The sequence below is a fragment of the Mesorhizobium sp. M0019 genome (assembly GCF_040323975.1).
Classification (GTDB): Bacteria; Pseudomonadota; Alphaproteobacteria; order Rhizobiales; family Rhizobiaceae; genus Mesorhizobium.
Map to the genome: position 1 here is coordinate 1 of NZ_JAMYVK010000010.1, position 15,521 is coordinate 15,521.

Consider the following 15,521-nt stretch of genomic DNA (forward strand, 5'->3'; position numbering starts at 1 on the left):
AGGTGCTGCCGCCGGTGATGGTCTCGGCCGGGGCTGTGGCGGTCGAGGTGCCGCCGCTGGAGGTGGCTTCGGAAGGGGCGGTGGCAGTCGAGGTGCTGCCGCCGGTGATGGTCTCGGCCGGGGCTGTGGCGGTCGAGGTGCCGCCGCTGGAGGTGGCTTCGGAAGGGGCGGTGGCGGTCGAGGTGCCGCCGCTGGAGGTGGCTTCGGAAGGGGCGGTGGCGGTCGAGGTGCTGCCGCCGGTGGTGGCTTCGGAAGGAGCGGTGACAGTCGCGGTGCTATCGCCGGTGGTGGCCTCGGAAGGGACCGTCGCCGTAGAAATGGGATCGGTGGCCGCAGCTTCGGAAGGAGCAGTCCCGGCGGTGCTGAGATTGTGTTGCCGGAAAACGGCCTGCAGTTCCGGGGAGCTCTCAAGCGCGGTGTCGCCTCGCTGTGAACCCCAGGCGTACGCGTACTCGAAGGCGGGTGACGGAACCAGCTTGGCCCAGTGGTCCATCATGGTTTCCATCTGGGCGGCGGTGGGCACGACATATTTGCCACCCATGTCGGTGTTATAGTCGCCACCGCCAAACGTCTGGTAGCCTGGAATGATCTTGCTCGTCGGGATGCCCGATGCCTGAGCGGCGGCAACGAATTTATCGATCATGTTATAGTCGACCGCGCCATCCGTGCGGACAGGATAGACATCCACGCCGTAGTAATCGATACCGGTATTGGCGGGATTGTACGTGTTCGAAAAATCCGGATTCGCGGACGTCCCCAAGCTCATCATCGTGATGTAGGTCTTGGCGTCCGGCACATTGGCGTGAATCCAGTCGGATTCTGCCTTCAGATTCGCGGCGGAGGCGTAGGTGCCCCATTGGCCGGTGGGATCCGGCTCGTCGACAAGGAAGAATCCGAACAGCTTCGGATTGCCGATGAAAGGCGTGATCTTGTCGATAAAGGACGACGTCGCTCCGTCGGTTTCGTTGAGGTAGACCAAGCCCTTCATACCGTCCGGCAGCGCATTGAGTTGGTCAACAGATGAAACGTCGGCCAGATTGAATCCGGCTTGCGAAATTTCCGTGCCCGATCCACCTGACGTGTAATGCAGAGTTGTCATCCAATATTCCTTTTTCTGTTTCGACCGTGCCTACTTACAGACGGCGTATATTAGCGCCAAATCACATACCGACACCCTCTGACAGAAATATTGAGGTTTGAAGTAGGATTGAGCGTTGGAGGGGCGCTCCCTTCGAACTCGTTTCCGCAACGGTATCGACGACCAGCCAAGGATGGTTCTATTCGGGATAAGACTCGGCTAACTTGATCCGACCGTGTGGAGCTTGGCTCGAATGGCGCGGTCGAGAAGCCGTCCGACGCAGGACGGCCGGGAAATCTGAAAACCAGACCAAAAACAAAACCCGCCTAGCGGCGGGTCGTCAGTGCGAATCTGCACCGTACCCAAATTACTAGCATAGCTGCCGGCACAAAGCAAGAACAAAATGTGACACAATCGACGAAGCTGCCGATCTAGACGGCGCTTCTCCGAAATGCGAATGCGCCTCGCAGCCGGCATTGCCGCAACAGCGGTGCCGTGCAACATCGGCGGCTTGGAAGGAACCCCGGTGCTGTCTCGCCTGATCGCCGGCCTGCTGCTCGCCTGCGGATTGACCCACAGATCATGTATTCGCTTGCGCAGGCGTCGTGGGGCTACCCAGTTGCCTTTTCCGCGAGGCGACGGTTGGACTCAAACATCTTCTGCGGCATCCGCCGAAAGCTCCTGATCATGACGTTCGCGCGGAAGAGGTTGGCCGGATTGGCCGCGAGGCTGGTGCAAGGCGATATATCCCAGACACCAGGGCGCGGACGAGCGGCTTGCGTACCGGCGTCTCGATGAAGCGCCAGACGATAAAAGAGGCAAGGAGGACCCCGGCCAACACGACGAAGAATGCGGCGTTCTTGCCGACATGAGGCGCCAGCGCGTTAAGCGAAATGTAGCCGATATACTGGTGCAAAAGATACAGCGGATAAGTCAACCCTCCGAGCATCATGATAGCCTTGGATGGAGCAATCACGGAGCGGAGCAATATCGCGCCAGCGAAGACTCCGTAGACCACTATATTGGCAGCGAGGAGGGCCGGATACGAAATGGCTGCGCCAAAGTGCTCCTGCATCCAGTTATGAGAGAACATTGCGGTCTGGCAAGACACCAGGAACGCGACGGCAAGAAACAGGAACGCAGCCGGTGAACGGCCCCTTGCAACGATGTCTTCCGCGAGGATGCCGGCGGCAAACAAAGGCGCATAGTTTGTAATGAAGAGAATGCGTATCACCGGGTTCCCAAAGAAGAACTCGTTGGTTGCCGAAATTGCGAGCCAGATGGCCGCGATGGGTATTTTCCAGCGCTGAAAGGCGCCGGCAAAGATCAGCACTGCAACCCAGCCGTAAAACAGGATCTCGAGCATGATCGACCAGTAGACGCCATCCATGGACGGCCTGCCGAAGAGGCGGGCGAACATGGAAAGATTGGCTACATAGGTTGGAACATCGGTCGGAAAACGCTGATCTTTGGCGACGACGAGAACAACAAACGTCGCGGTCATGCAGACGAGGAATCCGGGATAAAGCCGGGCGAAGCGGGCGACCGCGAATTCCTGCCAGGTTCGACCTTCGGCCGACCACGCGATGACGAAACCGCTGATCAGGAAAAACAGATTGACGCCGAGATAGCCGTAGATGGCGTAAGGTGCTGCGGCAGGATATTCCACGTCGAGATTGCCCGCGATCGCGCCGCCAAAAAGATAGTGAAAGAGCACGACCGCGAGGGCTGCAGCTAGGCGCAGCAGGTCGAGTGATGGCATGCGCGCCGGAATGGCCTTGCCTGCCGGTTCCACAGCTACCTCCCGCAGCCGTTTCAGCTTTTGACAACCATCAGCGGCCTGATCCGCAATACCAGTGCTAACGCGAAGACTGCAAACCGGCGGCAGGTCAAGCCTTTACCTTCTCAAGTACGAACAGCTGCTCGCAGGACAGGAACCGCAGGACGCTAAAAGAGCGTACCAGCTTGAGCCCCGCCGCCGCGAAATCCTGTCGTGCAACGGTGAGATTGACGGGATGAGGCGCCGACATCCTTCCGGTGATCAACTTCCGCAGCCTTAGCCGTATTCTCTGGAGGCGGGTGCCAAGGCCGTAGGATACGATCAGGCGACGGCTGGCAACGCGCGCGAGCTCAATGATAATGTCGCGCCTGAGATGTGGCGGGATAAGGTGAATGAGGCGAAGGCAGACCACCGTATCAAAGCTTTCGTCGGCGAACGGCAGCTGCGTCACGTCACATCGGATGAATCCCCGAAATCCGGATTGACCTTCATATGCTGATTTAGCCAAGGCCATCATTTCCATTGAAATGTCTGCAGCCAGCACCCGACAATTATGCTGGCCCAGCACGCCGGCCAGCTTCCCGGTTCCGCATGGGATATCGAGCACCTGAGATGGAGGCGGGCTGCACCTCTCCAGCGCCTTGGCGATGCAGCGTTGCTCCCGTCGCGCAATGACGTATGACGCAACGGTGGACAGCTTCAACCGGCCTGCATAGCCGTTCAGGTACCAGCTCGCAAAACTCGGATCTTGATATCTCTGTTTTGTCGGGAGCTCATAGGCCGCGACTGCCGCGACCTTGGCGTTGTAATTGGCAGGTATAGCCGTATTTGCCGCTGCCGTCTGATGTGGCTCGAGGTTCTCGCTCATATGCCTGCTTTCATACGATTTCTCCTGCAGATGAGATCGAAGATTTTTGTCCGACACGTTCATTGGATAGCCGACCAAGCTGCCCTATTGGCGATAGAGGGGATAAACGGCCAGTTGGCTGCGTCCATCACAGAGAAGGTTTCCAGAAGGCTGGGTGTCTCGCATCCCTCGAACGGATGAGACATGCCGAACTCATGACTGCCGCGCCCGCGCGGAAGTGTGCTGGGGAATAGGGCTACTGCACACCCCTTTCGGAGACGGAACGGTAAACGGACGGTAGGCAATCCGGAAGGATAGTCACCGAAACGCACTCCTTCCGTTCACGATTTTGGCGTCCGTCGATATCCTAACGTGACCACACCGTCATTCATACGGATGGCGCGGATTCCTGGCTCGTCGGCTAGACATCCCAGGAAGAGATGGGCGTTCGCTTCAGCAAATGGACATGACGTCACTGCCAGTAGGCTTCCCTCAGTCTGGATTGAAAGATGATCTTGGAGCTATTTGGGCCGTCCGGTGCTGGTAAGACGACGTTAGCGTCCGAGCTGGTGCACGTTTTGCGAGCTCAGGGCTACTGTGTTGTTTTGCAGACCGGTGACCGCCGACATCCGGTTAGGAGGGCCGCCTTCAAACTGGTCTCCGGCTTGCATTCAAAGTGGATCGGACAGCGTTCTCTCGGTGCAGAAGTGCTTAAGATTCTTCCACCCAAGAATGAGCTGTGGGCGGCTCGCCTGAACTGGCATCTTGAAGCTCTTCTTCAAGCTTGGCGCGCGGCAATAGCGTCCAATGACACGATCTCAATTTTTGACCAGGGTATGGTGCAATTCGTATGTTCACTGGTTTTGTTCAGCGGCGTAACGGATCGTGAAAGGGTGTCGCGCGCGCTCGAGCTTCTACCCAAACCGGATCTGCTTGTCCGATTGCAGGCGCCAAGGGAAATTCTAGAGGTCCGTCTGAAGGAACGCCGGCGTAACCTCGGTATCATTCAGAAGTTCCTCGAAGTCGATCTGCAGAGCAGTCTTGATCATATTGACCACGTTAATCTCATTGGGGAACAACTTGGATCGTTTCCCGTGCCAACAACTTGCGTCGAAAGTTTAGATTCGAACGGGCTCACAGCCGCCACAGAAATGATAGCGCGTGGAGTAATCGACAAGTTCGGCGCGGCGCGGGCGAAATTTAAAAGAGTTGAAGCTTAGAGAGATGCGGTTTTGAAGCGTCGATAAGAAGATATCCAATAATATGGAAAATCGAATTATTGAAAAGGAACCGCGCGAGTTGACATGACATGCGCTTTTCTCGCTACCAGACTGCCTTGGCGTTGACGTTAGCTGCTGTCAGCGCGATATCCATAGTTATCCACGGGGCGGTGAGTGGAGAAGACGTCGCATCAACAAAGTTCGTCGCGCCGGTAGCCATGGACCTGCCGGATTACCTGCACGCCGCGAAGGATGCGGCATTTGGCACAACTTTCACCCGAATAACCAAACCCGGAATCCTCGGCGCCGGCATCGCATGCGGGAGCAAATATTGCAGCCACCGCTATTCGAGCGCCCAGGCCTGGAATGCGGATCAGAGCCTTCTTGTCATCAGCAACGGCTGCGGCGGCTTATGCTTCCTGGATGGGCGCACCTACGCCCCGCTTTTTCGCCGTGATCGATCGACCGAATGCGAATGGCATCCTCACGATCCCGACCTGATGATCTGCGTCGGTGGTCGGAAAATCTCGACCTGGGCGCCACGCACCAATCATGAGGAGGTCCTGTTTGTTTCGACTGACAGTAGCAATCTCCAGTTCGGGCCATACAAAGGTAATCCAAGCCGAGATGGCAGCCGTATTGCCGTACGCGCGGTTCGCCGGGACGGCAAAGCGGTCGTCTTTGCCTACGATCTCAAACAGCGGCGGAAATTTCCGGAAATCAATCTCGCACAGCTTGTCGGGGCCAACGGCGCCTGCTCAATCTCGCCGCTGGGCGTCAACATCTTATGCATTCAGAACCTGAAAGACGACACTGAACAGACGTTCATCTTTTCTGTTGACGGCGTTCTGCGCCAGAAATGGACTGAGCATCATCGGCCTGGCCATGGCGACATGACCGTCGATGCCGACGGCAGCGAAATCTATGTGGGGATCAGTAAGTCCGATCCAGACATATTCCAGGTGATCAAGCGAAGGCTGTCAGATGGGAAAGTCACCTCGCTCATGAGATATGGTGAAGCACAGCATGCATCGCTCAGGTCGCTGGACAGGCCCGGTTGGGTGTTCCTTACCTATTCGGGCAATCCGGACGAAGTATCGAAATATCCGGCTTGGGCGCCGTATGCGCGGGAAGTCATCGCGTTGCGCATCGACGGCAGCGGAGAGGTCCGGCGCATTGTGCAGACGAAGAACGTTCCATTCGACTACTGGAGTGAGACCCACGCCTCGCCGTCCCCGGACGGTTCACAGGTGATCTGGTCAAGCAATTGGGGAGTACCCGGCGGCCCGGTTTACGATTTCGTCGCCCGTATTGACTGGCCGGAAGGATCAGACACTGGCTCGAGAGCATTAGCCGCGAGCGGTCTTCAATAACAAAACCTTCCGGTCGCCTATGGCGATATGGCCGATCGTGCTTGCTCCATTCACGCTTTTAACGCCTCACGTTCAACTTCGCCGCCATACGGCTCCGTTCGATGTCGATTCATTCAAACGGACGACGACAGTGGCCAAGCCTGCACCTAGCGTGATTGTGCAGTTTGCAAGGCTTATGACACTTGCCGGAATCCTACGAATTACAGCGATGACGTCGGGTGACGGCTTGTATCGCCAAGGGCGCTCGCGCCGGAGCTCACTGTTGATGTCACGGCCGAGAAAGGAATAGCAGATGGATACGGATAAGCGAGCCGAAGAGAATGCCTCTTTCAACCCTGAGTTGTTAGAATGGTTGGTATGCCCAATGACCAAGGGCTCACTTGCCTGGGATTCGGATCGCGATGAACTCGTTTCGAAGAGCGCAGGACTTGCCTATCCGGTTCGCGACGGCATTCCAATCCTGCTAGCCTCGGAGGCACGGACGATCACCTCCCGCGTGGTCAAACTTCGCGCATCCAGACGATGATGGGAGCCGCGCTAAAGTAGGCGGCTTTCCGACGACAGCCAGCAATGACAGGAAAGTGTGCCGCGGAGCGCGAGCCGTTTGTCTGCGGACCACTCTGCGCTCGGCACCCGGGCAGTGCCGACCTCTTTGATGCAACGCGCGGCGACCTGAACCGGCTGGGTACGGCGGCCCGCTGCCGGGACAGGGTTTGCGTCATTTAAACAGACGAGGACAGTGGCAAGACCTGCCCCTACCGTGACCTGGGCGAGATGGGTAGCGAAACCAACACCATGAAAGCAAATTCAAGGGCCGGCCACTTCGCGCGATCGGGCTACAGCGAACGGTCAGGAGACGCAGGATGAATCCGCATCTGGTGTGTGTCGGAGGCGAGGATCATGCCCTGCGAATTCCGTTCTTGATGTCGCTGCGAGAGAAGGGATTCCGTGTTACTGCGGTGTCGAGCGGCGGTGAAGCCGCATTCCTGCGGCATGGCATTCCGCATCGCAGCTACGGTTTCGACCGATTTTCCAGCAGCAGCGGAGAATGGGCCGCCATCAGAACCATTCGAAAGCTGATGGCGGAACTCCGGCCGGACATTATCCAAAGCTTCGACACCAAGCCCAACCTGGTGACGCCACTTGCGGTGCGCGGAAGCGTTCCAGTCGTGCGCACTATCAACGGTCTGGGCTGGACGTTCTCGTCCCTGGAACCGCGCGCCCTTGCCCTGCGCCCAATCTTTTGCGGACTGCAATGGCTTTCGTCGTTATGGACGGCGGCTACGGTGTTCCAGAATCGGGACGATCAGGCATTCTTTGAACGCTACCGACTGATCGGACGCGGCAGCGGACGAGTGATCCGCAGTTCTGGAATCGACGTCGATGCGTTCGCCATGGCAAGGCATCTTGCCCCGTCGGCGATGAAAATGCGCGAAGAGCTTGGGCTCCAATCCGCCGAGATCGTAATTTTTGTCGGCCGGCTAACGCGCCAGAAAGGCATCCCGACACTCCTCAAGGCAGTCCCTCGCATCCTGTCGGAAAGGCCCAATGCCCGTTTCGTGCTTGTCGGCCCATTGGAATCCGAGGGCCCATTTGCAGTGGACAAGGCTGAGATCGATCGACATGTGCCGCATGTCATCGCCTTGGGTCCACGACGCGACGTTCCTGCCCTTCTTGGCATGGCCGATCTGTTCGCCTTTCCAACACAATACCGAGAAGGGATTCCGCGCGTCCTGCTGGAGGCAGGGCTCGCGGGATTGCCTATCGTCGCCTCGATGATGCCTGGTTGCAATGAGGTGGTCGAGGACGGATGGAACGGCCATCTCGTCCCCCCGCACGATGCGAACGGCCTTGCCTCTCGAATTATAGAGGTCCTGTCCGACCGCCGGAAAGGACGGACCATGGGCGCTCGCTCTGTCGAGCTCGTCCGGACGCAGTTCTCGCTGCCCTGGGTGGTCGAGCAATATTGCGATCTCTACGACAATGTCCTTAGTGCCAAATCCCAGGGCGGCTTCGCTCGACCGGCATCGCCGGTGTTGCTTGAAGAGCCTGCTGCAAACCGCGGATCGGGTGGAGCGCGCCGATGATCCGGGACGCGATCCTGGCCTGCGGCGTGGCCATGTCGTATGCGGCGCAGCTCTCAGTTCCGGGCTTGCCCTTCGGCTATGGCGAATTGTTTCTCGCGCTTTGGATCATGCTGTCGATCGGGCGGGTGCTCGCCGGCGGTCACTTGGTAGTCAGGCCCGCCCTGATCCGTGTTGCGGGCTTCTGGCTGATCATCACGCTCGCTCTGGGTATTGGCACCATCGTTGGCTACCTGACCACGGTACTGTATCTGTCGGTGGTGATGCACGATGGGGTAGCCTACCTGCTGCTGATCTGCGTCACCTGCCTGGCCGCCGCGGAGCCCGACGCGGATCGCCGTCTGCGCAGTGCTGCCTGGTGGGTGGTCGCGATTGCGAATGCATGCTTTATTGTTCAGCTGGCACTTGGATGGGGTTGGATCCACCAATCCGGCGTCGATCCCTGGTACTGGGATCGCTTCCGAGGCTGGTCCGAGAACCCCAACCAGCTCGCGCTCTATTGCGCACTCCTTGGTCCGCTCGCCTTGCATCTTGCGACGACTACAAGCAAGCCGTGGGCGAGGTTGGCCGGGCTCAGCAGCCTTATCCTGATCATCTATGTCGGAAGGCTGACGAAGAGTGATACCTATCTTTACACGACGGTCCTGGTCGGCCTGATATTTCTTGGGCTGCGGGTTCGGACATGGCTCGCAGCCGGTGACGGCAAGGTCAGCCTGTCCCGGCAAGTTACCCTCCTGCTGATGATTGGCTTCCTTCCGTTGGCCATGTCGATGACGCCTTACATCGTCACGGAGGTGGGCAGCGTCGAACAGTTCGCCTTGAGTCTTACCAAGGACAAGGGCGGCGAAGCGACCGCCGAAACCGCTGCACTTCGAATCCATCTCTGGGGAGATGCATTGGGCAAGGGCCTAACGTCAGGATCCCTGGGCCTTGGTCCTGGCCCGCATCTGGAGCGCCCGCCCATTTCCTACAGCCAATTTCTGCCCCGGCCTTTCGAGGCTCACAACACGATTCTCGATCTGTACACTCAAGGTGGTTTGGTTGCGGTCCTGGCCCTGGCCTGGATTGTCGGCGCGGCGGCTTTATGCGCATGGCGTGCGAAGCTCGATGCCCTGTTCGTGCTGGTGGTGTCGATCGTCATCTTCGGAATGCCACATCTGATCATCCGCCATCCAATCGTGTGGTTTGCGCTTACCATTTGCCTTGTTGCCGGAACGCCGCGAACGATTTCGGCAACCTCTAGCGACCTGAGGTGATGGCATGTGTGGGATTACCGGAATTCTCCTTGCACCCGATGCCGCCAACATCAAACCGCTCAGGGCAATTGGCCAGATGACGACGGCCCTTCGTCATCGTGGGCCTGATGGCGAAGGCTTCTGGATCAATCGCGAAGCCGGCATTGCCTTCGGCCACCGACGTTTGGCTATAGTCGACCTATCGGAAGCAGGACGCCAGCCGATGCATTCGGCAAGTGGCCGATATGCCATTACCTTCAACGGCGAGATCTACAATTTCCGCGATCTGCGCCGCGAGCTTGAAGACGCTGGCCATCGGTTCCGTGGCGCCAGCGATACCGAAGTGATGCTGTGCGCAATCGAGAGCTGGGGTCTCGACACCGCACTCACGCGCTTCGCTGGCATGTTCGCATTTGGATTGTGGGATCTAAAGACCAGGACCCTCCATCTCGCCCGCGACCGAATGGGCAAGAAGCCGCTCTATGTTGCTGCAACGCGCGATGCGCTCGTTTTTGCCTCCGAGTTGAAGGCAATCCATCGTTTTCCAGGTTTCTGTCAGGAGCTCGATCTCGACGCGGCCGCGACAATGCTTTCGAAAGGATGGGTACCGGGAAACTGTTGCATCTGGCGAGGCGTGTTCAAGCTACCTCCGGGCTCGGTCCTGTCTGTGACGGCGGCGGATTTTGCCGAGGCGCGCAGCGCCGCATCCCTTTCGCAACGCGCCCGACACTGGTGGTCGCTGTCTGAAATCGCCGCGAACGGTCGACAGAATCCAATCGCCGGTACCGACGAAGAACTGACCGATGGACTCGACGATCTGCTTCGACTTGCCGTCCGGGAACGCATGATAGCCGATGTGCCGCTGGGTGCCTTTCTGTCTGGTGGCCTCGACAGCTCCACGGTTGTGGCGCTGATGCAGGCCCAATCGCCAAAACCGGTGCGCACATTCACGATCGCTTTCGGAGAAGGCGGGTTTGATGAGGCTCCCCACGCGGCGGAGGTCGCGCGGCACCTGGGCACCGATCATACTGAACTCCACCTTTCAGCAGCCGCTGCGCGTGAAGTCATTCCGGAACTGCCGCGGATCTGGGATGAGCCGTTCGCCGATGAATCGCAGATACCGACTTTGCTCGTGGCGCGGCTCGCTCGCCAGCACGTTACGGTGGCGCTATCAGGCGACGGTGGCGATGAATGCTTCGCCGGTTACGCTCGTCATTTCATGGCTGCGCGGTTGAAACGACAGCATGCGCTGCCGTCGCCGCTGCGTCACGCGCTTGCTGCAGGGGTCGGATTGCTGGCCCGTGCAGCGCGTCACGATTTCGTCGGCAAGCTGCCGCTTTCGGCGAGTGGACGGCACGCGCTGCGGAGCGACCGGCTGCATCGCCTCGCTCGGCTGCTCGCTGCGCCAGATGAGGACGAATTGCATCGACGGCTGACCGGAGCATCGACCGGGAGCCTCGCACTCCACACGCCGCCCACATCAATTCAAGGGTCCCCCCGGCTTGATGGCCTGCTGTCCCGTCTCTTGTACGACGACATGGCCGGTTACCTGCCCGACGATATATTGGTGAAGTTGGACCGCGCCAGCATGGCCAATAGCCTCGAAGGCCGGTGCCCGCTTCTCGACCATCGGGTTGTCGAATTCGCCTGGCGGCTGCCGGCACATGCGAAGGTCCGCAATGGCAAAGGCAAGTGGCTTCTTCGTCAGCTGCTTAGCCGCTATGTTCCGCAACGGCTGATCGACCGGCCGAAGCAGGGTTTCGATGTTCCCATAGCAGTCTGGCTGAGCGGCCCGTTGCGCATCTGGGCCAGCGATCTAGTCGCCGATATACGCCTCTCCGGAGATGGGATCTTCGACTTTGCGAAGGTCGAAACCTGCTGGCGCGACCATCTTGACGGAAGACAGGATCATTCTCGCGATTTGTGGCCCGCGTTGATGTTCCAGGCCTGGCGCAACGAGGCCGGGCGGTCCGCCGGGCCGGCAACGGGCATGTCCACAGCGCTCGAACTGACAGGAGTATGAGATGGAAGGTTCCATAGTCAGCCGAATTCACCTTCCGCGCGCCACTGAAATGCACGTGCCGACGCGCGAGATCAATCCGCGCATGAGGCCATTCCTGCGCGAACAGGTCGACGCGCAGACCCCCTTCCATCAACTCCTCATTACCATCGCGAGGAGAAAATGGTTCCTGCTTGCAATGGTGATTTTGGGCGGAGTGTTGGCTGGGCTTGCGGGTTTTGTGCGTCCTGTCCTGTTCGAGGCGACCGCACAGGTGATCGTCGATGCTCCTGGCAGGAACGCGGCTCCCGGAGGTGCGGATTCTGCTCAGGAGATGCTGGATGCGAGCATTGATGACCACTTAACCATGCTCTCTTCGCAGGGGCATCTGCGTCGCCTGGTGGCAGCCCTACGCGAGACAAAGATCGGCAACATTGCTGAGCAAGGTGATGTCGGAAATTCCCGCGCCGCCCCGGTAGGCGGCAACCTGCAGAACATACGCACCTTCGCAGCTGGTCTGCTAGAAAGGATTTGGCCGCAGGGCAGGCCGGAGGCGGCCGATGCAGCCGAACTCAAGGCATTGCGGAAGGGCATGAGGGTTGGACAGGAACTGAGATCAAGGGTGATCACCGTCGGCTTCACCGACGACGATCCGGCGCGAGCCGCCCTGGTGGCCAATACGTTCGTCCAAGTATACATCGACGATCTCGCACAGAAGCGCAGGGCGTCAGACAGGCTGGAACTCGCCTCGATCGTCGCCAGCCTGCCGGTCGTACAAAGCGACCTGGCGAAAGCGACCGACCGCCTGGAAAAGTATCGACTGAGCCATGGCGCGGTCGATCAAGGTGCGGCGGATAACGCTGCCAAGGAGACAGCCGAACTTAGTCAGCAGATATCCTTGTCGAAAGCGGATCTCTCAGCGACGGAATCTCACCTTCAGCACATCGAGGCTTTGCGAGAGGAAGGAGCATCGGTCGCGGCGCTCGCCGAAGCGATCGGGTCTCCGGTATTGGCCGACATGGCGGCCCGCCAAGCCAACGACAATGCGGATGCGGGCCTTAGCACTGCGATCAACGGCGAGATCGAACAAGGCACTGCTCGCATTGCGGCGGAGGGGAACATCTACCGTGCCCAGATCGCTGCTCTGGAGGGCCGTAAGAATGTGCTCGATGCGGTGGTGGCCGACACAGCCGGCCGGCTTTCCGGCTTGCGTGCGCTCGAGCCGCAGGTCAGCATCCTGACGCAGCGATACAACCAGCTTCTCACCCAACAACAGGATCTGGTGCAGCGCATCGCAACTCCCTTGCCCGGGGTCTCGATCCTTTCAGCGGCATGGCCGCCAACGAATCCAAAAACCCTGCCGCCCATCTTTCTTATTCCGCCCGGCATGATCGTGTTTGGCCTCATTGGCGGGGTCTTCGTCTTGGTCCGCAGCCGTCTCAATCAGACCTTGCGCGGCGGGGCCGAAGCTGAAGCCGCGCTCAGGGTTCCGTGCCTGGGGCTGATACCGGAAGCGCCCACAATACACGCGAAACGACTACAGCAGCTGGTTCTCGGCCAGCAAAACTGCAGCTACAGCCGAGCCGTCACTTCTCTCCTTGTCACCGTGGCTCTCAACAAAGCGAGAGGCCGTGCGTCGCACGTCATCCTCGTCACGTCCAGCGTCCGGCATGATGGCAAGACCGAGCTCGCATGGAGCCTCGCCTTGGCAGCTACCCGACTTGGGGGACGAGTGCTTTTTCTCGATCTTGATGGCACGGGCGCCCGCCTCACGAACGAGTTTCTGAACGAATTCGGTGCGTTCAAGCCGCATAAATCCTTTGGAGACTATATGAGCGACCGTTGTCCGCTGCACGACGCGGTCACGGGAATGCCTGAAATTGGAATCGACTTCATGGCACTCGCACCATCAGAGGATCTGCTGCCGCAACTGTCCATGATCGACGGGTCCCTGGTCACAGATGAGCTGCGCTCGATGTACAGCATCGTCATCATAAATGGACCGCTGGGACTTGGAGGACCTGAGGCCAGGCTACTGACGGGCTGGGCTGACGCAGTTCTTTTCGCTGTTCGCTGGGCCAGGACGCGTCGCAGCATCGCGCGTGGTGTTCTGCAGTTGCTGACGGAGGACGAGACGGCTCAGGTCCCCGTAGGCAGCGTTCTCACGCAGGTCAATCTTAGGAAACACGCCGGCTACCGGTTTGGGGACAGCGCGGATCTCTTGCTCGAGAGAACATCATGAATGTCACATGCGGGATTCCGCGTAACGACCGCCACGGCATTCGACCTGTCGAGCGGAAGATAATATCGACGATCTCGCAGTCCGGAGCAGGGTCCGCGGCCAAGGGCGATCAAGGCGAAGAAATGCGCGACGCCGGCGCAAAAGACATCGACGATTTCAGCGATCCGAAGCTCGCCCGCTTCCCTGCGGCCTCCGTTGCTCCAACGAATATGGTTTTGCCGCACAAGGAGGACACGGGCCGGGGTCTCGGCTATGCCAGCATCTTCGCTCTTTTGGTCTATATCGGGGGTGCGGGCTTGACCAGCTTGGCGCAGTTATTGATTGCGCGCATCGTTGGCTCCACCAGCTATGGCATTTACTCCTATGTTCTGGCCTGGACCTCGGTGCTTGCCTATCTTGCAACGCTTGGTTTCCATGTATCCTTGTTGCGTTTCGTCTCCGCCTACAGTGCCAAAGGGCGGCTTGACCTGGTACACGGCGTAATCAGGTTTGCTCTGCAGAGGTCGCTGGCGGCGGCGACACTATTCGGCATCGTTGGCGCCGCCTTGATCTTTTTCTTTTCAGATCCTTCTCACAAGGAGCTTCAAATCAGCCAGCTGCTAGGCATGGCAGCAGTGCCTTTGGTCACCGCCTACGCTTTGGGCGCAACACTTGTTCGTGCTTTCGGCGGCGGTGTCTCGGCCCTCCTGCCGGAACGCATAGTGCGCGACGGCCTCTTGTTGACGTTGCTGGGAATGGCGGGCTTATCCGGATCATGGACCCCCAACGCACCCTTGGTGATGCAGGCGGTGCTGGCAAGTTCAGCCATCACGGTCGGCCTGGTGTTCGTCATGGCGACAAAATTTCAGCCGCCTGGCTTGCGGCAGGTTCAGCCAGGCGACGAGTCGCGGGAATGGTGGTCCGCGGTTCCGCCAATGATGCTCATGGCTGGGCTCGATGTTTTCATCAGCCGGGCCGGAGTCATGGTGCTGGGCTGGACGCATCACATTCGCGAAGCAGGCATTTTCGCATTGGGATTGAACGTCGCCTTGCTTGTGAGCCTTTCCCTGGTTGCCGTCTCTACGATGTTTGCGCCGACAGCGGCTGCCCTTCATGCCCGAGGCGATCGGATGGCTCTGCAGCAGCTGTTTTCACGGGCCGCCCTACTTTCCTCTGGTGGGGCTCTAACGATGGCCATCCCGATGCTTGCGATTATTGAACCTCTGTTGAGCTGGTTCGGCGGGGATTTCAGTACCGCGGCACCCGTCGCGCGGATACTCATTCTCGGATATGTCTTTGTCGCGCTGTGCGGACCCCAGATGCTCCTCTTGATGATGACCGGAAACGAATGGGCGGCAGCCGCAACCATGATCGTCGGCGCTGCGGCCAGTATCATAGGCTGTGCCACAGGAATTGCGCTCTACGGCGCGCCGGGCGCCGCAGTGGGCCTCGCGCTTGCGTTGGCGATTTGGAATGTGGCGATGTCGATCTACATCAGCAAACGGCTGAAAATTATCCCTGGGCTGATCTTTGCGCTAACATCGTTCAGAACGCACGCAGTCGAAGGCCAGCGGCGACATTGGTTCCTGCGCTGATTTGAGACCGTCGCGCCCCGATACGCGACGGCATCAGCGTTCAGGAATTTCGAGTCCAGGGTTGTGTCGGATAGAGGCTGGCGAGTGCG

General features: G+C 59.1%; 11 protein-coding genes. 8 read left to right on the plus strand and 3 right to left on the minus strand.

Annotated elements, in window-relative coordinates:
• The 3 genes from NKK47_RS09900 to NKK47_RS09910 all read right to left on the minus strand — a co-directional run.
• A partial coding sequence (locus NKK47_RS09900) for a calcium-binding protein (protein ID WP_502904984.1) occupies positions 1-988 on the minus strand: 988 nt, incomplete at its 3' end.
• Positions 989-1,763: 775 nt separating this feature from the next.
• Positions 1,764-2,873: an acyltransferase family protein gene (locus NKK47_RS09905; protein ID WP_023675605.1), complete on the minus strand. Its 1,110-nt coding sequence runs from the start codon at positions 2,871-2,873 to the stop codon at positions 1,764-1,766.
• Positions 2,874-2,967: 94 nt separating this feature from the next.
• Positions 2,968-3,789 (minus strand): class I SAM-dependent methyltransferase, encoded by an 822-nt coding sequence (locus NKK47_RS09910; RefSeq protein ID WP_084640985.1) that lies wholly within the window; start codon positions 3,787-3,789, stop codon positions 2,968-2,970.
• Positions 3,790-4,214: 425 nt separating this feature from the next.
• On the opposite strand from NKK47_RS09910, the gene NKK47_RS09915 reads away from it, so the two are divergent.
• The 8 genes from NKK47_RS09915 (at position 4,215) to NKK47_RS09950 (ending at position 15,432) form a co-directional block, all read left to right on the plus strand.
• Entirely contained in the window at positions 4,215-4,925 is a 711-nt protein-coding gene (locus NKK47_RS09915; protein WP_023675607.1) for an AAA family ATPase, read from the plus strand.
• An 89-nt stretch (positions 4,926-5,014) separates the two neighbouring features.
• On the plus strand, positions 5,015-6,298 hold the full coding sequence (locus tag NKK47_RS09920; RefSeq protein ID WP_023675608.1) for a hypothetical protein: 1,284 nt from the start codon (positions 5,015-5,017) through the stop codon (positions 6,296-6,298).
• A 292-nt stretch (positions 6,299-6,590) separates the two neighbouring features.
• The gene (locus NKK47_RS09925; RefSeq protein ID WP_023675609.1) at positions 6,591-6,824 is read left to right on the plus strand and encodes a Trm112 family protein; all 234 of its coding nucleotides are present in this window, start codon (positions 6,591-6,593) and stop codon (positions 6,822-6,824) included.
• 337 nt (positions 6,825-7,161) lie between these two features.
• Positions 7,162-8,385, plus strand: a complete 1,224-nt coding sequence (locus NKK47_RS09930; RefSeq protein ID WP_023675610.1) for a glycosyltransferase family 4 protein — start codon at positions 7,162-7,164, stop codon at positions 8,383-8,385.
• Entirely contained in the window at positions 8,382-9,638 is a 1,257-nt protein-coding gene (locus tag NKK47_RS09935; protein WP_023675611.1) for an O-antigen ligase family protein, read from the plus strand. The genes NKK47_RS09930 and NKK47_RS09935 overlap by 4 nt, the downstream gene beginning before the upstream one ends.
• A 4-nt stretch (positions 9,639-9,642) precedes the next feature.
• On the plus strand, positions 9,643-11,640 hold the full coding sequence (asnB, locus tag NKK47_RS09940; protein ID WP_023675612.1) for an asparagine synthase (glutamine-hydrolyzing): 1,998 nt from the start codon (positions 9,643-9,645) through the stop codon (positions 11,638-11,640).
• Between the two features lies 1 nt (position 11,641).
• Positions 11,642-13,858, plus strand: coding sequence for a GumC family protein (locus NKK47_RS09945; RefSeq protein ID WP_352576392.1), 2,217 nt, complete (start codon positions 11,642-11,644; stop codon positions 13,856-13,858).
• On the plus strand, positions 13,855-15,432 hold the full coding sequence (locus NKK47_RS09950; protein WP_352576394.1) for a lipopolysaccharide biosynthesis protein: 1,578 nt from the start codon (positions 13,855-13,857) through the stop codon (positions 15,430-15,432). The genes NKK47_RS09945 and NKK47_RS09950 overlap by 4 nt, the downstream gene beginning before the upstream one ends.
• Positions 15,433-15,521: the final 89 nt, after the last annotated feature.